Genomic DNA, 18196 nt, shown 5'->3' on the forward strand with positions numbered 1-18196 from the left:
GAAAAGTTGTTTTCTTAGCTTCTTTTTATGAATTGATTTTTTAAAAGCAACTTCAAAAGAAAAGGCTTTTCGGTTTTGTATTTAAAGGTTTATATATAAAAATAGTAGTAATAGTTAACACCCTGCTTTTCTGTGGATAACCGCAAATTTGACCATTCATTCAAGCACTTGCAGCTTGGATAAAAGCTTGGTAATCGGTGTATCGCGGCAGAATAATTCTTGGATAAAAAAGCCGCTGTGGAAAACCGGCCCAGATATCCACAATTCAAAAACAGGATATCCACAGCTTTATCCACAAAATCGTGAAAATAGACTGATTTCGATGTTTTTTTGGCACTGCAGAGCCGTTTTGCCAAGAATTTTCCTGACTGCTTAAACGGTAGGCAGCATCGCTTTTAGAAAAATTCCTAGACAAGCTGAATCGAAAGCTTTAATGTACGCAAAGCGTATATTTGGAGAAGCGAATGCTCGATCAGCAGACTTTTTTGCGCGATGCAATGCGTCGCTTGAACCTTACCCGGGAAAGTTTTTCAGAGCGGATCGGCATCCGGAAGCGCGCATTGGATACCTGGCTGCTGCCGGAAACATCTGGTGAATACAGGGTAATGCCGGATATTGTGACGAAATTTGTCAGTGAAATCCTGAGCGGAAACATCGTCGCCCAAGGTACTACGCAGAGCGTATATATCCCCGACCCCAATGCCCCGCTGCACACGCGCATCGGCTACAACGGCAAGCCGCAGCTGCTGTCGGTGGACCAGTTTTCGCGCGATTCGCTGGAAGAGCTGTTCCGCATCGCCGACATCATGCAGCCCATTGCAAGGCGCCAGAAGGTCTCGCGCATCCTCGAGGGTGCCGTACTAGCCAATTTGTTCTTTGAAGCCAGCACGCGCACGCGTATCAGCTTTGGCGCGGCGTTTTGCCGGCTGGGGGGATCGGTTTGCGACACCACCGGGTTTACTTTCTCTTCCATGACCAAGGGCGAGTCGATCTACGACACCAGCCGCGTCATCAGCGGTTATGTCGACGCCCTGGTCGTGCGGCACCCGGAACAAGGCGCAGTCGATGAATTCGCCCGCGCCACCAACATTCCGGTGATCAATGGCGGCGACGGGCCGGGCGAGCATCCCAGCCAGGCGATTCTCGACCTGTACACGATCCAACGCGAATTCTCGCGGCTGGGGAAACTGATAGACGGCGCCCATATCGTCATGGCGGGCGATCTCAAGTACGGCCGCACGGTGCATTCGCTGATCAAGCTGCTGGCCCTGTACCGCAATCTCAGGTTCACCCTGATCGCGCCGCCGGCCCTGGAGATGCCGGCCCACATCCTGGAGCGCATCGCCCGCGCCGGCCATGTGGTGGAACAATCGACATCGCTGCAGCAAGGTTTGCGAGGCGCAGACATCGTGTACGCCACCCGGATCCAGAAAGAACGTTTCGCCGACGAGGCGATCGAGGGCTATACGCCGGATTTCCAGATCAATCAGGCCCTGATCAACGCCGCCTGCAGCGCCGACACCATTGTCATGCATCCGTTGCCGCGCGACGGCCGGCCCGGCGCCAACGATCTCAGCACCGATCTGAATCACGATCCGCGCCTGGCGATATTCCGCCAGACCGACAATGGCATCCCGGTTAGGATGGCGATCTTCGCAACTTTGCTGGGAGTGGAAAACCAGGTGCAGCATTCGATGCGCGACGTCAGCTGGCGCTCGCCGCACCACGTAGGACCGGATGACGCAGCTTTCGACGGCCTGGACTGAGGCCGGCGCCAGCTGTCAACGCCGGCCCCGGCGGCCAAGCCTTGCCAGGCCTTCCGGGCGGCGCCGCTGAACTGCAAGGCAAGCGCACTTAAACTGCCGCGCATACATCCGCGGCAGTTCTGTAGTTCTATACATCTCTAGTACGCCAGCGCGGATTGCGCAATTTTTAAAACGAGAAATCTATTTCGTCTTTTTCTGCTTCAGGGTCTTGCCCGGCGGCGGCGCCACCGGCTTTTGCCTGGCTTGCGCCAGCAAGGCGGCGCAATCGTTTTCCTGTGCCGGGGTGACATTGATCAATGGGATCACCGCCGCTACCGGCGCCAGCACGCCGAGCGCAATCGCGCCGCCAGCCTTCAGCGCCAGGATTCCCTTGTCCACTCCGACATCCGGATTCTTGAAGCTGCCATTGACATGCAGAGGCGACCTGAGCGAAAAAATCCGCATGCCCTTGCTTTCCGGCTTGACCGTCAGCGCCAGCGTTTCCTGCGCCAGGTTGATCTGGCCCTGGACATTGATGACGGCGTCGTCGGTATCCATCACGAAGGTGCGGGCGTCCATCACGCCCTTGGTCACGGCAAAATCGCTGGCCAGGCAGTTCAGCTTGACCTGCTTGTCGCCGAACAGCTTGGAAATGACAACGTTGCCGATGTTCAAGCCGGCGGCTTCCAGCAGGAACTTGCTGACGGTGCCTTGGTTGACCAGGGTTTTCAGCTCGCCATTGGAACTTCCCAGCAGGCTGGCGACAGAGTTGCCCACCGCCGACAGGGAAGCGTCGCCGTTGATTTCGCCGAGGCTGGCCTGGGCCGATTCGAAAGTCGGAAACAGTTGCTTGATTTTCAGGTGGCGCGCAGAAATTTTCATTTCCGCCTTGATCGCCTTGCCGCTGCCGTCCAGCTTGATGTCGGACACCATATTGCCGCCGGCGACGCCGAAATTCAGGGGCGTCAGCGACAGCACGCTGTCTTTCAGGTGAAGGTCGGCGACCAGGTCCTGGATCGGCAATTCCTTGTCGCGCACGATCTTGCGCCCGGTGAACTTGACGTCGGCATCGATGCTGCCCCAGCGGCTGGTGTCGAACTGCTCGACCGGCAGCACCTTGTTGCCCGGCTGGGCCACGCCATCGCCGCGGTTGGCCTTGCTGGCGTTGGAGTCGGCGCCGATCAGCGGCGCCAGGTCTGCCAGCCGGAGCTGGTTGGACAGCAGCGTGCCTTTCAACAGGGGCCGCGGCTTCTGCGCGACATATTCCAGCGTGCCGGACAAATCGCTAGAGCCGACGCGGCCGCTGAACTTGTCGTAAATCCAGTCGCCGCCGGCGCTGTTGAGCTTGCCGACCAGGCGGCCCTCCGTGGAAAACGGCGGCGTCGCCGGCAGCACGATGCCGGTCAGCGGATAGAGGTTGGACATGCTCGCGCCGGACAATTTCAGGCGCAGGTCGAGCGCGGCCAGGTCGCTGGGCTTGGTCAGCGTTCCTTGCACGCCGATTGTTGTCTTGCCGACGCGGACGTTGGCTAGCAGCGGATAGGGCGTGCTGGAGTTCTGCAGAGACAGCACGGCGCCCGCCTTGCCGTCGCCGCTGACCGCCGCCTTGTTGAAACTGCCGCTGACTTTCCAGCCGATGCCGTAGCCTTCCGCGCTAGCGGCGGGCAAGCTGTCGATGTCCGCCCTGATATCCAGCTTGCTGACCGGATCCAGCAAACGCACAGTGCCTTTGGCCAGCACCAGCTTCTGCAATTCCAGCTGCCAGGCGGACGGTCCGCTTGATGTGAAAGTCCAGTTGTTGTCGCCGTCCGGCTTGCGTTCCAGCGCCAGCACCGGCGCGTCCAGCTCCAGCGACGGCAGCACGATGCGGTGCGCCAGCAAGGGCAAGGGACTCAGCGAAAACGTCAGCTGGCCGATTTCCGCCATATGCGGCCCGGTTTTGGCCCACTCCGGATTATCCAGCACAATGTCTTTCGCACTCAGGCGCGGCCACGGGACCCAGCGCCGCCAGCTATCCAGGTCGCTCTGCGATTTTTGCCAGGTCAGCGCCAGATCGCCGCGAATCGCAAACGGTCGGCCTGCGGCCTCGCTGACGCGCTGGTTGAGCCAGGGCTTGGCGCGGTTCCAGTCGAAAGTAAGCAGCAATGCCGCGCATACGGCGATCAGCCCCGCCAGCGAGGCCAAAGACCATAAAAAAAGTCTCGCCGGACGAAATTTAGTTGTAGTCATAGATTTATGAGGTAGGCGTCGCTGAAAAGTTTCATTCGACAAGTATCCACCTGATCCCGCCGCCGGTGCTTTAACAAATGCAAAATTTCCGGCAACAGTCGCCATTGTGCACCTGGCGCCAGGACTGTCATCGGGATCCGCGCGGCAGACGTTAACCTGTGACATTGGCAGGTCCAGGTGTGCACTTTGTTAGACATGCAAGTGTTTGTAACCCACTGTAGCTAATGCAAATCGACGTGCTAGCTTGTAAACACAACCCATTCCCGTTGTATGGAGTAAAAAATGACTAACAATAAAAAGCCGGTGTCGTTAATGCTCGGCGCTTCTGTCTGCGTGGCGCTGCTGTCGCTCGCCGGCTGCGATAAAAAACCGGATGCCAGCGCACCCGCCGCCGCGCCGGTCGCGCCGCAGGCGCAAGCCGCGCCGGCATATGTGCCGCCAACTGCCGATCAGCTGTACCAGCTGGTGGGGCCGATCGCCCTGTTCCCGGACAAACTGGTGGCGCAAGTGCTGGCCGCATCCAGCTATCCTGAGCAAGTCACCGCCGCCGACAACTGGCTGGGGCAGAACAAGAACCTGAAAGGCACGCAGCTGCAGGACGCCGCCAACCAGCAGCCATGGGACGTCAGCGTCAAGGGCTTGACGCAGTTTCCAAGCGTGCTGGACCAGATGGCGCACAATCTTCCCTGGACCTCGGCGCTCGGCGACGCTTATGTCAACGACCCGACCGATGTCATGAACGCGATCCAGGTGATGCGCCAGCGCGCCGCCGCCAGCGGCAACCTGAAAGACAGCAAGCAGCAGCGGATCGCCAGGGCGCCGCGGGTGCAGGCAGCACCGCCTGTCGGCTATGCGCCGCCGCCCGACGAACCGCCTATCTATGAAGGACCGGAAGTGATTCCGCCGCCGCCGGAAACCATCGTGATCGAGCCGGCCGAGCCGGATGTGGTTTACGTGCCGGCCTACAATCCCGGCGTGGTCTACGGCGAGCCGCTGCCGGTTTATCCGGGCTACACCTATGAACCGCCGCCGGCCTACTATCCGCCCGGCGAAATCGTCACCGCCGGCGTGCTGACCTTCGGCGTCGGGATTGCCGTCGGCGCCCTGATCGAACATCAGCACTGGGGCTGGAATTCCTGGGGCGTGCATTGGGGCGGCGAAGGCGGCGGCGGCAACTGGCGCGGCGATGGCGACCGCGACCACGGCGGCTGGCACCGGCCGGCGGTGGTGTACAACAACAATACCTATGTATCGCGTTCCACTACCATCATCAACCGTGTAACCAACAACTACAACAACAGCACTGTTATCAACAACAACACCCGGAATAATTTCGGGCCGGGCCAGGCAAACAACCAGCCCTTCCCCAACGGCGGGCCGGCCGGCCAGCCGGGCGGCGGCGCGGCTAGTTTCGCCGGAGTGCGGCCGAATGCGGTGCAGCCTAACGTTGCCCGGCCTGACGCGGCGCGACCGAATTTCGCCCCGCCGGGCAATCCGCAGCAAGCACGTCCCGTTCCGAATGCCGCGCCGTTCGCCGCGGCGCCAAGGCCGAACCACGGACAGCCGGATTTCAGCCACATGACGCAGCCGAACTTCGGTCGGGTCCCGCCAGGAGCCGGACCGTCGGCTGCCGCCAGCGCCAACCAGCTGGCAAAGCCTGGATTCGTGCATCCGGCGCCGAATCAGGTTCAGCCTGGCGCAGTGCCGCAACATCCCGGCTTTGGCCAGCCGCCGGTACAGAACGGCCGGCCGGTGCCTAACCAGCTGCAGCAAAACGCCTTGAACCACCCGCCGGCCATGCCGAAAAATCTTCAGGGTGAAAGGCCGCCGGTGAACCTGAACCAGCATCCTTTCGGCGGCAATCCGCAGCGGCCGAATTTCAACCGGCCGGCCGAGGCGGCCAGGCCGCAGCCCCAGCCTATGCCTGTGCCGCAAAACGTGCAAAACCGGCCGCCTCAGCAGTTCGAAAACCGCCCTAACGGCGGCCAGATGCATCAGGAAATGAGCCGCCCTGCGCCTGCACCGGCGCCGGTATTCAACCGTCCGGAACCGCGCCCGCAGCCGCAACCGCAACCGATGTCAAGGCCGGAGCCGCGTCCTCAGCCGCAGCCTCAGCCGATGGCAAGACCGGAACCGCGCCCTCAACCACAGCCACAGATGCAAGCGCCACATCCGGCGCCGCCGCCACCGCAAAACCACGAGGTGCATCATGACGGCGGAAACCTTCATCCGGACAAGCGCGCGGATGAGCATAAATAATATGCCTGTCTGAAAGCGCTGATCAGGGGGCGGCGCAGGTTTTAAAAGCAGCCGTCCAACAAAAAAAGCTGGCTGAACTTTTGTTCAGCCAGCTTTTTTATTGCAGGCAATAGACTTGCATTACATCACTCAAGCCTGCAAGGTCATCAGGCTGGCGTTGCCCCCCGCAGCGGTGGTATTGACGCACACCGCGCGCTCGGCCAGCAGGCGCCACAGCGGAATCGAGGCGTACTCGGAGGTTTCCAGCAGCGGCACCAGCGCGCCGGATTTTTCGCTCAATGCCGTCAGCATCGGACGCAGGCGCCAGGTGCCGGCGCCATCCACCAGCGCCAGCTGCAGGCGCGCGCCATTGTTGTCGGCATCGAGCTTGTCGATCACCCGGATGGCAGCGTGCACCGCTTTCGGCAACCCTTCCGGAATCATCGCCGCCGCGGTCGCTTCCACCACCGGAGAGTTGCCGGTGGCGAACACCGCCGCCAGCTGGTTCAGCATCGCGCCGACATTATCCGCGCTGCACAGGATGGCGCCGCGCGGTGCAAACGACAGGCTGTTGCGTTCGCCGGTCGGGCCGGGCAGCACCAGCGAAGTGCCGAGCCAGCTGGCGTGCATGTATTCCTCGCCCAGCGCGGCAATGCGTTGATGGCCGTGGGTCTTTGCCCAGCCCAGCAAGGCTTGCAGCACAGGCGTATCGATCGCCGCGTCGGCATTCGGCGCATGGATCGTATGCGCACCCAGCGATACCACGGGATTGCGTTGCAGCCGCTTCAGGTACAAAGGGCCGCCGGCTTTTGGTCCGGTGCCTGATTTCCCTTCGCCGCCGAACGGCTGTACGCCGACCACGGCGCCGACGATATTGCGGTTGACGTAGATATTGCCGACATGCGCATGGCCGACGATGTAGTCGATGGTTTCATCGATGCGCGAATGGATCCCCAAGGTCAGGCCGTAGCCGCTTCCGTTGATCGCTTCGATCAGCTGCGGCAGCTCATTGCGGGCGTAGCGCAGCACGTGCAATACCGGTCCGAACACTTCGCGTTTCAGTTCCGACATGGAGCCGATCTCGATCAGAGTCGGCGCCACGAAAGTGCCATTGGCTTGTTCCGCCGGCAGCGGCAGCTGGAAGAAATCCTTGGCCGTGCCGCGCATCTTTTCAATATGCGCCAGCAACTGGCCCTGGGCGTCGGCATCGATCACCGGGCCGATATCGGTCACCAGCCGGTCCGGGCTGCCGACCCGCAATTCCTGCATGGCGCCCTTGAGCATATGCAAGGTGCGGTCGGCGATATCGCTTTGCAGGCACAGCACGCGCAATGCCGAGCAGCGCTGGCCGGCGCTGTCGAAGGCCGAGTTCAGCACATCTTGCACGACTTGTTCCGGCAAGGCGCTGGAATCCATGATCAAGGCGTTCTGGCCGCCGGTTTCTGCGATCAGCGGCAAGTCGACCGATTCTTCCAGCGAGCGTTTCGCCAGCGTGCGGCTGATGATCTGCGCGACTTCGGTCGAGCCGGTGAAAATGACGCCCTTGACGCGCGGGTCTGCGGTCAGCGTGGCACCGACGGTATCGCCCTGCCCCGGCAGGAATTGCAAGGCCGCGTGCGGCACGCCGGCGTCATGCATCAGCTGCACTGCGCGCGCGGCGATCAGCGGCGTCTGTTCGGCCGGCTTGGCCAGCACCACATTGCCGGCTGCCAGCGCGGCGCTGACTTCGCCGACAAAAATCGCCAGCGGGAAATTCCACGGGCTGATGCACACCACGGGACCGAGCGCCAGCGCGTTCTGGGTGTGGCGGATCTGCGCCGCATAGTAGCGTAGGAAATCGACCGCTTCGCGCACCTCGGCGATGGCGTTCGGCAGCGATTTGCCGGCTTCGCGGATCGCCAGCGCGATCAGTTCCATCTGGTTTTCTTCAAACAGGACCGCCGAGCGGTCCAGCTTGTCGGCGCGTTCCGCCGGCGGCAGGGTTTGCCAGTCCATGGCGTAGACGCTGGCGGCATGCAGCGCCTTGTCGACATCGGCCACGCTGGCTTCGATCACGCTGCCGACCACATCGCGATGGTTGGCCGGGTTCAGCACCGGACGCGCGGCCTGGCTGTAGGCTTGCAGCTCTCCCAGCATAGGTGTGGCATGCCATTGCTGCTGGCCGAAAATCTTGAAGGCGCTGTCGATCTGGCGCAGCACTTCTTCATTGCTCAGATCGAGGCCGGCCGAATTCTTGCGCTCGGCGCCGAACATGGCCGGCGGCAAAGCAATCTGCGGGTGCGGCTCGCCGCCCAGCTGCTGGGCGGCCTGCAGCGGATCGGCGATGAGCGAATCGATAGAGACGTTCTCATCGACGATCTGGTTGACGAAGGACGAGTTGGCGCCGTTCTCCAGCAAGCGCCGCACCAGGTACGCGAGCAAGGTCTGGTGCGAACCGACCGGTGCGTAGATGCGGCAAGGCTTGTCCAGCATGTCTTTGCCGACCACCTGGTCGTACAGCGTTTCGCCCATGCCGTGCAGGCACTGGAATTCGTAGTCGGTGACGTTCTTTTCCTTGGCCCAGCTGTAGATGGTGGCCAGCGTGTGCGCGTTATGCGTTGCAAACTGAGGATAGATGACGTCGGTCGCCGCCAGCAGTTTTTGTGCGCAGGCCAGGTAGGAAACGTCCGTATAAACCTTGCGGGTGTACACCGGGAAGCCCGGCAAGCCGTCGACCTGGGCGCGCTTGATTTCGGAGTCCCAATAGGCGCCCTTGACCAGCCGCACCATGAATTTGCGGCCGCTGCGGCGCGCCAGGTCGACCAGGTAGTCGATCACGAAAGGACAGCGTTTCTGGTAGCCCTGCACCACGAAGCCGATGCCGTCGAAGCCGGCCAGGTCAGCGTCGAAAGCCAGCGCTTCCATCAGGTCCAGCGACAGTTCCAGGCGATCCGCTTCTTCCGCATCGATGTTGAGGCCGATGTCGTATTGCTTGGCCAGCACCACCAGCTGCTTCAGGCGCGGCAGCAGTTCTTGCATGGTGCGCTGGCGCTGGGCGCGCGAATAGCGCGGATGCAGCGCCGACAATTTGACCGAAATGCCAGGACCCTGCTTGATGCCGCGTCCGGCCGAAGCCTTGCCGATGGCGTGGATCGCATCTTCATACGAACGGTAATAGGCAGCCGCGTCTTCCTCGGTCAGCGCCGCTTCGCCCAGCATGTCGTAGGAGTAGCGGTAGCCGCGCTTTTCATTGTCGCGGCTGTTGCTCAGGGCTTCGGCGATGGTCTGGCCGGTGACGAACTGGTTGCCCAGCATGCGCATGGCGACATCCACGCCCTTGCGGATCAGCGGTTCGCCGCCGCGGCCGATCAGCTTGGTCAGCGCCGAGCCGAGGCCGCTTTCGCTGCTGGTGCCGACCAGCTTGCCGGTAATCAGCAAGCCCCAGGTGGCGGCATTGACGAACAGCGACGGCGATTCGCCCAGATGGCTGCGCCAGTCGCCCTTGCTGATCTTGTCGGCGATCAGGCGGTCGGCAGTCTGGTGATCGGGAATGCGCAACAGCGCTTCCGCCAGGCACATCAGGGCCACGCCCTCTTCCGAGGACAGCGAGAATTCATGCATCAAGGCGTCGACGCCGGAGGCGCGCGTGCGCTTTTCGCGCACGGCCTGCACCAGCTTGCGCGCCAGCGCCTGGCTGGCGGCATGTGAATCGGCGCTGGTTTGCACCTGCGCCAGCAGCCACTGGACGGCCAGCGTTTCATCGCGCCGATAGGCGGCAGTAATGGCGGCGCGCAGCGGCGTGGCGTCGGCCATCATCTCGGCGTGGAAGGCAGCGAAGGCGGTGCTGGGAATGGCGGAAGGGGTAATGCTGGACGGCTGGGATGACGGCTGTAGCGGCGGCATGGCGATTGTCTCTGTAAGGGTATTTGTTTTGTCAACTTGCTATGTTTTCAAACAGGCAGCGGGCAAGCAGGCGCCATGCCGCAGTGACGGATCGCCGCGCTTCGGGGAACGGGAAATCCGGCATCGCAGCGCTGCGCCCGGTTTGCCGGGGAGCGTTGTGTTGAATGACTCTGTCAGCTTTCCGGGAAAGCCAAGTTGTTCGATTGTAGGCGGCATCGGCATGGATTAATTCTGGTAATAATGGCTGCTATCAAAATTTTGTTATTGGTGCGAAAATTTAACCGAATAAAATTTTTCGGAAGATAGTGCATGCTTGACAAGATCAGTAAGAAAATCCTGGCGGAACTGCAAAACGATGGTCGCATCAGCAATGTCGACCTGTCAGCCCGCGTCAACTTGTCCCCCGCGGCTTGCCTGGAACGCGTGCGCAAACTGCAGGAAGCCGGTTATATCCTGCACTACACCGCCCAGCTCAATCCACAGCTGCTCGACGTCGCCCTGCTGGTCTTCATCGAAGTCGTCCTGGACCGCACGACGCCGGAAGTGTTCGAAGCCTTCAGCCAGAGCGTGCAGATCATTCCCGAGGTCCTGGAGTGCCATATGGTGGCTGGCGGCTTCGATTACCTGGTCAAGGCGCGCGTCAAGGACATGAACGCCTACCGCGAGTTCCTCGGCAAATCGCTGTTGCAGCTCAAGGGCGTGCGCGAGACGCACACCTATGCCGTGATGGAAGAGGTCAAGCACACCACCAAGCTGCCGATACGCTGAAAATGCGCTGAAATGCCCCTGAATCCAGACGATAGAAAATGACCATGAACCGATTGATATTAGCGGCGGCATGTTTCGCCGCCCTGCAAGGATGTACCGCCATGGATGAACCGGTTGTATCCCCGCAAGCTGGAACACATGCGGCTGATTCCGCAGCGGGCTGCCCTGCCGACAAGCAGGAAGACAATGCGCTGGTCGGCAAGACCGAACAGGAAGCCACCGCCCTGCTGTCCGGCTGCGTCTGGCGCATCGGCGAGCGCGACGGCGAGCAGTTTGCCGGCACCATGGATTACCGGGAAGAGCGGCGCACATTGGGGATTGCCGCGGGCAAGGTGACGTGGGTGCGGCGCGGTTAAGCAAAATTAAGCAAAGAAGTCTGCCTAAGAATAAATAGGGTCAGAGAATAAATAGGGTCAGAGTTGAGAATAAATAGGGTCAGAGTTGAATTTTCCCAAGTGGAGATTCGACTCTGCCCTTTTTTTTGTTCCAAAAACACATCTGCAGCCTGCGGCATGCGCTTTTAACACGCATTCAAAACATTGCCGCAAGTAATTGCCCAGTCATATATGAAGCTTATTCTTGACGTCGACTTTTGACGTCGACTTTCTTCGTTCCAGTTTTTTTCACTATCCCCCTATAGGAAAATAACTATGCAAATCCCGAAAAAAATCGCCTTGGCGCTGATGCTGCCTTTCCTCGCATGTGCAACAAAGTTTATCCATGCCGAAGAGATGGATGCTAAAAAACAGCCGGCCAAGCATATTCTGCTTATTTCAGTCGATGGCATGCACCAGGCTGATCTTGACTGGTTTGTTACCGCGTATCCGCAATCGACCCTCGCGCGCATGGTGCGTGAAGGCGTCAACTACACCAACGCCAGAACCCCTTTTCCGTCGGATTCATTCCCAGGCATGGTCGGCCAGGTCACTGGCGGCAATCCAAAAACCACAGGCATTTATTACGATGATGCCTACAGCCGGGGGCTGCTGCCTGCCGGAACGACCAGCTGCGCAGGAGCGAAACCGGGGGCGGAGGTCTACTACGCCGAAGTTGACGCAAAGGACATGAACCGCTTGGACAGCGGCCAGCAGATTCCCGGCTTATATACCGACTTTACAAAGATTTCTCAGTTGACTGGCCATGCGCAAGATTTGATCGATCCGAAAACATTGCCAGTAGATCCAAAGACATGTTCGCCGGTGTATCCGCATCAGTATCTCCAGGTGAATACGATTTTTGAGGTGGCGAAGCAGCATCATCTGCGTACGGCATGGGCGGACAAGCACGCAGCGTATGAAATTCTCAACGGCCCGTCCGGCAAGGGAATCGATGACTTGTTCGCACCTGAAATCAACAGTTCAGTCACCGATCCGTCAGCACCCGCGGGTCCCGGCGACGACTGGACCAAGGACAACACCAATACCCAAAAATACGATGCCTTCAAAGTAAAGGCCGTCGTGAACTGGGCCAAGGGTTTCGATCACGCCGGCAATAATTCATTGGGCGTGCCCGCCATTTTCGGCATGAATTTCCAGGCGGTCTCCACCGCACAGAAACTCAACAAGTCAAGCTACTACATCGACCCGAGCAATCCCAGCACCATCGTAGCCAACGGCTTGGGCGGCTACACCCTGAATGGCGCGGTGCCGGGGCTGGTATTGCAAAGCGCACTGACTTTCGTGGACGACCAGCTCAAGACGATGGTCGGCGCGCTTGATCTCAAAAACACGGTGGTGATCCTCTCCGCAAAACATGGCCAGTCCCCGCAAAACCGCGCGGCGCTGACGATAATCAATGACGGCAACATGATTGACGCGTTGAACTGCGCTTGGGAAAACAATAGTGCAAGCTGCAAAGATCCCGCCCAAACCCATTTGGTGGCCCATGCAATTGACGACGACGGCATTTTGATGTGGCTCACCGACCGCTCGACGAAAGCAACTCGCTTTGCGAAGAAGTTCCTGCTTGCTTATTCGGGGACCGGCATCGGCTCGGATGCGTTGGGCAACCGCATCTCCAAACCATTTACGCAAGCCGGCGCCGCAAAAATCTATGCGGGCGAAGAGGCTGAAGATTTATTCGGCACCAAGCGTGGCGACGAACGCGTTCCCGATGTGGTCGGCATCGCCCAGCAAGGCGTCGTCTGGGCCGGCGGCAAGCTGTCTAAGATCGCCGAACACGGCGGCAACGCGCATCAGGACAGGCATGTGCCTATCGTCGTATGGGGCGCCGGCATCGCACACCAATCGAATGACGATCATGTCGAGACTACGCAGATCGCCCCGACAATCCTCTCATTGCTGGCACTCGATCCGAGGCAATTGCGGGCCGTGCAGATTGAGCGTACCAAGGCTTTGCCGGATTTGCATTGATCGGCAATGCCTTCGGTTTCAGGTACTGGCGCGTATCGCCAGCCTGAAACCAAGATCGACGCTGGTTTTTTCCACAGGCTCGCGCTTGAGCATTTTGATCAGCAGCTGCGCCGCGGTAAAGCCGATGTCGTAGCGCGGCGTGACGATGGTGGTGATGCCGGGATTGGCGTGGGCCGACCAGGGCAGGTCGTTGAAACCGGCGATCGCCATCTGGCCTGGCACCGAGAGGCCGCGGCGCTGGCATTCGAACAGTACGCCCAGCGCCAGGTCGTCGTTGCAGCAGAATACGGCGTCGCATGACGGCGTCTGCTGCAGGATCTGGCCCAGCATCCTGGTGCCGAGTTCCACCGTCGACGGCGCCGGCGTCAGGACTTCGATGTCGGTTGCCAGGCCGGCTTCGGCCAGCGCGCGGCGATAGCCGTGGCGCCGTTTCATCATGCGCGGATCGAGCTGGGCGCCGAGGAAGCCGGGATGGCGGTAGCCGCGTTCGATCAGGTGGCGGGCGATGCTGTAGCCCGCTTCTTCATGCGAAAAGCCGACCGCGATCTCGTTGCCTTGCGGGTTGATGTCGAACATGCGCACCGCCGGCACATTGTGCGCCGCCAGCTGTTCGCGCAGTGCATCCTGCTGTTCTATGCCGCTTAACAAAAAGCCGTCCGGCGCATGCGCCAGGTAAGTGCTGATCAGCTGGCTTTCCTTGTCCGAGGAATAACCGCTTTCGCCGATCAGGAATTTATAGCCGTGCTGGTTCAGGCTGTCGCGAATCCCCGTCAAGGTCTCTACGAATACCGAGTTGCTGAGCGACGGCACGATCACGCCGATTACCTGCGATTTGGCCGAGGCCAGCGTGCTGGCGGCCTGGTTCGGCACGTAGCCGAGCTGCTTGATCGCAGCAGTAATCCGTTCGCGCGCTTCCAGCTGCACCAGGGCAGGTGTCTTCAGCGCGCGCGATACCGTCATCGGACTGACGCGCGCCACCCGCGCGACGTCCACGATTGTGACTCTGCCGCTGGCGCGGCTATGGCGTTGTTGCTTGAGTTCCGGGCTGTTCATGGTTGATGGGAAGGTTAAGGTCTCTGTGCATCTGGCTCATTGCCAGTGGTTTTTGTTTATTGTCTGCGGGCCTGCCTGCTTGATCTGCGCCGGGCTACGGATCTGGCCTGCGAATTGTGTCCGCAGGTCTTGTCTATGTATCTTGTTTACCAGCGCGTCCAATGTTACACGCAAGCCGAGCCGCATTGTTATGCATTGTTGCTGTTTCCCTGGAGTAATGATACTACCTGCGCAGGCGCTCTTCTTGCGGATTTGCCCGGAGGCGCGATGTTAGCGCTAACATATGCTGTATCATCGCTGCCTTCGGCAAGCGCTGCACAAGTACTACAATTGGGCGCTAAGGCCGGCGTCAGGCCGGCCCCGCCGCCACTATCCATCGATCAAGAGGACGTTCATGCAGCAGCCAGAATACATGCTCGGCGTAGATATCGGCACCACCAGCACCAAGGCGGTGCTGTTCACCACCCAGGGGCAGATCGTGGCGCAGCACGCGGTGGAATATCCGCTGCTGTGCACGACGCCGGGCATGGCGGAGCAGGATCCCTTGCAGATCTATGAAGCGGTGCTGGGCACGATCCGCAACGCGGTCGGCGCCAGCCGCGTCGACCCCGCCCGGATCGCGCTGGTCTCCTTCAGCGCCGCCATGCACAGCGTGATTGCAGTGGGCGATGACGGCCAGCTGCTCAGCAACAGCATCACCTGGGCCGACAACCGCGCCGGCGCCTGGGCCAACCGCATCCGCGACGAACTGGACGGCCACGCGATCTACCTGCGCACCGGCACGCCGATTCATCCGATGTCGCCGCTGTGCAAGATCATGTGGCTGCGGCACGAGCAGCCGGAATTGTTTGCGCGCACCGCGCGTTTCGTCGGCATGAAGGAATACGTGCTGTACCGCCTGTTCGGCGCATGGCTGGTCGACCATTCGATCGCCTCCGCCACCGGCATGTTCAACCTGCAGCAGCTGGACTGGGACCAAGGCGCGCTGAGCATGCTCGGCATCGGTCCGGCGCAGTTGTCGGCGCTGGTGCCGACTACCCATCACCTGAGCGGCCTGGCGCCCGCCGTGGCGCAGCAGCTGGGACTGGCGCGGGCGACGCCGTTCGTGATCGGCGCCAACGACGGCGTCTTGTCCAATCTCGGCGTCAACGCCATCGGCCCCGGCCAGGTGGCGGTCACCATCGGCACCTCGGGCGCGATGCGGACCGTGATCGACACGCCGAAGACGGATCCGGCCGGCCGCACCTTTTGCTACGCGCTGACGGCAAAGCACTGGGTGGTGGGCGGCCCCACCAACAACGGCGGCAGCATTTTCCGCTGGGTGCGCGATGAGCTGGCCACTGCCGAAGCGGGCGCCGCCACGCAGGCGGGAACCGACGCCTACGAGGCGCTCACCAAGATTGCCGAAGCGGTGCCTGCCGGCGCCGAAGGCTTGCTGTTCCATCCTTACCTGGCGGGCGAGCGGGCGCCGCTGTGGAATGCCGATGCGCGCGGTTCCTACATCGGGCTGGCGATGCACCATGGAAAAGAGCACATGATACGGGCGGCGCTGGAAGGCGTGATTTTCAGCCTGTACAGCATTTTGCCGGCGGTGGAAGACCTGATCGGGCCGACCACCCGCATGATGGCCACCGGCGGCTTCGCCCGTTCGGCCTTGTGGCGGCAAATGATGGCGGATATTTTCGAGCGCGAAGTAGTGGTGCCGGAAAGCGTCGAATCGTCCTGTCTCGGCGCGGCGGTGCTGGGTCTGTATGCGCTGGGGAAAATCGATACGCTGGAGGCGATCGGCGGCATGGTGGGCGCTACCCATCGGCATTTGCCCAAGCCGGAGAACGTGGCGTTGTACCGCCGCCTGTGGCCGATCTACGCCGCCATCCCGAAACTGCTGGAGCAGCAGTACCGGCAACTGTCGCAGTTCCAGCGCGAGACGGCAATTAGCGATCCTGGCTAGGCGACCCCACCCGGCCGGCCACGTCTAGGCGACCAGGTTGCGAATGACGGCATCTTCCGTCTTATTTTTTAATCTTCGTCTTCCGGATCGATCAGGCTGAATTTCTCATGCGCGGTTTCGCTCAGGTGGCTGCGTAGCCATTTATGCGCCGGGTTGCGTGCATCGCGTTCGTGCCACAGCATGTCGACGTGTACGGCGGGCGTTGGAAACGGCAGCTCGCGCGCCACCAGCACGTCGGTCATGCCGGTCGCGCCGATCAGGTGGCGCGGCAGCACGGTCAGCAGATCGGAACTGGCGACCACGCGGCCGGCGGTGAAGAACTGGTTCACGGTCAGCAGGATGCGCCGCTCACGTCCCATTGCCGCCAGGGTCTCATCGATCAAGCCATGCGCGCGGCCGGAAAAACTTACCAGCAAGTGATGCGAGGCGCAGTAGTTATCCAGCGTCAGCACCTGGTTCGCCAGCGGATGGTTCTTGTGCATCACGCACACGTATTCGCCGGTGTACAGGCGCTCGTGGTGTATCGGCGACGCGCTGGTGGTCTGGCCGCCGGCCAGCTGCGCCGCCACGCCCGGGAAGAAGCCGACCGCCAGGTCGACATCGCCGCGCAACAGCATCTGGCGCGGATCGCGGGTGGTCAGCGGCACCATGCGGATGTTCATTTGCGGTGCATTGCGCTCGATGGTGCGCACCAGCGCGGGCAGCCACAGCGCGGCGGTGGCGTCCGCCATCGCCATCTGGAAGGTGGTGTGGGCGCGAGAAACGTCGAAGGTTTCGGGCGTGATCGCGGTTTCCAGGTCGGTCAGGGCGCGCCGCACCACCGGCCACAGTTCCTCCGCATGCTGGGTCGGCTTGACGCCGTGCGCGGTGCGGATCAGCAGCTCATCGTTGAGCGTATCGCGCAGCCGCTTCAGGGCATTCGATACCGCCGGCTGCGTCATCGCCAGGCGGCTGGCGGCGCGCGTCAGGTTTTGCTCGGTCATGACAGCATCGAAGACGCGCAGCAGGTTCAAGTCAAGCGTTAAAAAACTCATGTCTGGATATAAGGTTGATTATTTTTGGTTAATTTTTTGGCCGGCAGGGCCGCGGAAATTATTTGACCCGCAAGAAATATTCACAGATTCTATAACTGTTATATGAAAGCGCAATGACAGAATTCAAGATGCACCAGAATATTGCATCGCCGCATAAGTCGCATATCAGGCTGGATTATGTCTGATATATAAAATGGTTTCCACAAGGAAATTCAAGGGAAATCGAATTCCCTTCCGCAGCCTTTATATTACACACATTGGATGGATGATGAGGGGGCGCGGATTTTCTCTGGAATCCAGCCATTATTCGTCGAACACATAACTGATATCCAAAATCAGAATTGGCGAGCTTCCTCCGCAATCAATATACTGCAATGCAACAACATCATTGAAAAGTAGTCGGTATGTCTTTATTCGCTTTTGCCCTGCCAGCTGAAATGGCCCTGTTCGACGCATCGGCGCTGCTCGCAGCCGCTGCAGCCGCGCTCCGGCCGGCGCTGGGATTGGGCGCACTGGCGACCTTGATGGTGGTTTTCAAGCCGCTTTGGATGGGGATCTTGCGTGCCGCCTTGATATTGATCAAGCCGCGCAAATCGCTGGAACAGCGGATAGCCCGCAGTAAGTTCAAAGGGCAGCAATTGATGCGCCGCCTGGCTAACGACCAGGCCGTCAGCCAGCCCCTCCTGGCCGCCGAACTGCGCATGCTGGCTGGCCGCGATTAACCATAAGGAGTTTTCCATGCACCAATACATCTATCACGACGAAGACGGTTTCCCGACTTTTGCAGTCATGCAGTGGCTGCGCGCGCAGGTAAGCCGCGTGCTGGCCTGGATGGGCCTCAACGGTCTGTAACAAGCAATATTCCGCTGCACGGTTTTTTCTGACGTCTCCTCTTTCCTGCGAGGGAAGGATTCACCCTGCTGC

Annotated in this window: 10 protein-coding genes and 1 pseudogene; 7 read left to right on the forward strand and 4 right to left on the reverse strand. The window is 60.5% G+C overall.

Annotated elements, in window-relative coordinates; all coding sequences use genetic code 11:
- Nucleotides 1–464: 464 nt before the first annotated feature.
- Nucleotides 465–1766, forward strand: coding sequence for an aspartate carbamoyltransferase (locus tag KHU30_RS10845; protein ID WP_211442650.1), 1302 nt, complete (start codon nucleotides 465–467; stop codon nucleotides 1764–1766).
- A 180-nt stretch (nucleotides 1767–1946) separates the two neighbouring features.
- Here KHU30_RS10845 and KHU30_RS10850 read toward each other — a convergent pair whose 3' ends face one another.
- Entirely contained in the window at nucleotides 1947–3974 is a 2028-nt protein-coding gene (locus KHU30_RS10850; protein WP_211442651.1) for an AsmA family protein, read from the reverse strand.
- A gap of 282 nt (nucleotides 3975–4256) precedes the next feature.
- On the opposite strand from KHU30_RS10850, the gene KHU30_RS25150 reads away from it, so the two are divergent.
- Nucleotides 4257–6233, forward strand: coding sequence for a DUF3300 domain-containing protein (locus KHU30_RS25150; protein ID WP_230427313.1), 1977 nt, complete (start codon nucleotides 4257–4259; stop codon nucleotides 6231–6233).
- A gap of 129 nt (nucleotides 6234–6362) precedes the next feature.
- Here the strand turns inward: KHU30_RS25150 and putA are convergent.
- A pseudogene (gene putA / locus KHU30_RS10860) lies at nucleotides 6363–10112 on the reverse strand (trifunctional transcriptional regulator/proline dehydrogenase/L-glutamate gamma-semialdehyde dehydrogenase); the annotation flags it as partial.
- Between the two features lie 291 nt (nucleotides 10113–10403).
- Here putA and KHU30_RS10865 point away from each other — a divergent pair.
- The 3 genes from KHU30_RS10865 to KHU30_RS10875 all read left to right on the forward strand — a co-directional run bounded on the left by KHU30_RS10865 (nucleotide 10404) and on the right by KHU30_RS10875 (nucleotide 13234).
- Entirely contained in the window at nucleotides 10404–10862 is a 459-nt protein-coding gene (locus tag KHU30_RS10865; protein ID WP_014008389.1) for an Lrp/AsnC ligand binding domain-containing protein, read from the forward strand.
- Between the two features lie 44 nt (nucleotides 10863–10906).
- A complete protein-coding gene (locus tag KHU30_RS10870; protein WP_230427314.1) occupies nucleotides 10907–11218 on the forward strand; it encodes a hypothetical protein in 312 nt (103 codons plus the stop codon).
- A gap of 294 nt (nucleotides 11219–11512) precedes the next feature.
- Nucleotides 11513–13234: an alkaline phosphatase family protein gene (locus tag KHU30_RS10875; protein ID WP_230427315.1), complete on the forward strand. Its 1722-nt coding sequence runs from the start codon at nucleotides 11513–11515 to the stop codon at nucleotides 13232–13234.
- 18 nt (nucleotides 13235–13252) lie between these two features.
- On the opposite strand, the gene gntR is transcribed toward KHU30_RS10875, so the two are convergent.
- Nucleotides 13253–14287, reverse strand: coding sequence for an HTH-type transcriptional regulator GntR (gene gntR / locus KHU30_RS10880; RefSeq protein ID WP_211442654.1), 1035 nt, complete (start codon nucleotides 14285–14287; stop codon nucleotides 13253–13255).
- A 394-nt stretch (nucleotides 14288–14681) separates the two neighbouring features.
- Here gntR and gntK point away from each other — a divergent pair, with 394 nt between their 5' ends.
- Nucleotides 14682–16238 carry a gluconokinase gene (gene gntK / locus KHU30_RS10885; protein WP_211442655.1) on the forward strand — a complete coding sequence of 519 codons (1557 nt, stop codon included), beginning with the start codon at nucleotides 14682–14684 and terminating at the stop codon, nucleotides 16236–16238.
- A 68-nt stretch (nucleotides 16239–16306) separates the two neighbouring features.
- Here the strand turns inward: gntK and KHU30_RS10890 are convergent, their stop codons facing one another.
- Nucleotides 16307–17272, reverse strand: a complete 966-nt coding sequence (locus tag KHU30_RS10890) for a LysR family transcriptional regulator (RefSeq protein WP_211442656.1) — start codon at nucleotides 17270–17272, stop codon at nucleotides 16307–16309.
- 404 nt (nucleotides 17273–17676) lie between these two features.
- On the opposite strand from KHU30_RS10890, the gene KHU30_RS10895 reads away from it, so the two are divergent.
- Entirely contained in the window at nucleotides 17677–17994 is a 318-nt protein-coding gene (locus KHU30_RS10895; protein WP_211442657.1) for a hypothetical protein, read from the forward strand.
- Nucleotides 17995–18196 lie beyond the last annotated feature (202 nt).

This window comes from Collimonas humicola (assembly GCF_018304945.1).
In the GTDB taxonomy this organism is placed as follows: Bacteria; Pseudomonadota; Gammaproteobacteria; order Burkholderiales; family Burkholderiaceae_D; genus Collimonas; species Collimonas humicola.

Coding starts and splice junctions, on each gene's coding strand:
- KHU30_RS10870 (WP_230427314.1), top strand. CDS start 10,907: ATGAACCGATTGATATTAGCGGCGGCATGTTTCGCCGCCCTGCAAGGA.
- KHU30_RS10890 (WP_211442656.1), bottom strand. CDS start 17,272: ATGAGTTTTTTAACGCTTGACTTGAACCTGCTGCGCGTCTTCGATGCT.
- KHU30_RS10875 (WP_230427315.1), top strand. CDS start 11,513: ATGCAAATCCCGAAAAAAATCGCCTTGGCGCTGATGCTGCCTTTCCTC.
- KHU30_RS25150 (WP_230427313.1), top strand. CDS start 4,257: ATGACTAACAATAAAAAGCCGGTGTCGTTAATGCTCGGCGCTTCTGTC.
- gntR (WP_211442654.1), bottom strand. CDS start 14,287: ATGAACAGCCCGGAACTCAAGCAACAACGCCATAGCCGCGCCAGCGGC.
- KHU30_RS10850 (WP_211442651.1), bottom strand. CDS start 3,974: ATGACTACAACTAAATTTCGTCCGGCGAGACTTTTTTTATGGTCTTTG.
- KHU30_RS10895 (WP_211442657.1), top strand. CDS start 17,677: ATGTCTTTATTCGCTTTTGCCCTGCCAGCTGAAATGGCCCTGTTCGAC.
- KHU30_RS10865 (WP_014008389.1), top strand. CDS start 10,404: ATGCTTGACAAGATCAGTAAGAAAATCCTGGCGGAACTGCAAAACGAT.
- KHU30_RS10845 (WP_211442650.1), top strand. CDS start 465: ATGCTCGATCAGCAGACTTTTTTGCGCGATGCAATGCGTCGCTTGAAC.
- gntK (WP_211442655.1), top strand. CDS start 14,682: ATGCAGCAGCCAGAATACATGCTCGGCGTAGATATCGGCACCACCAGC.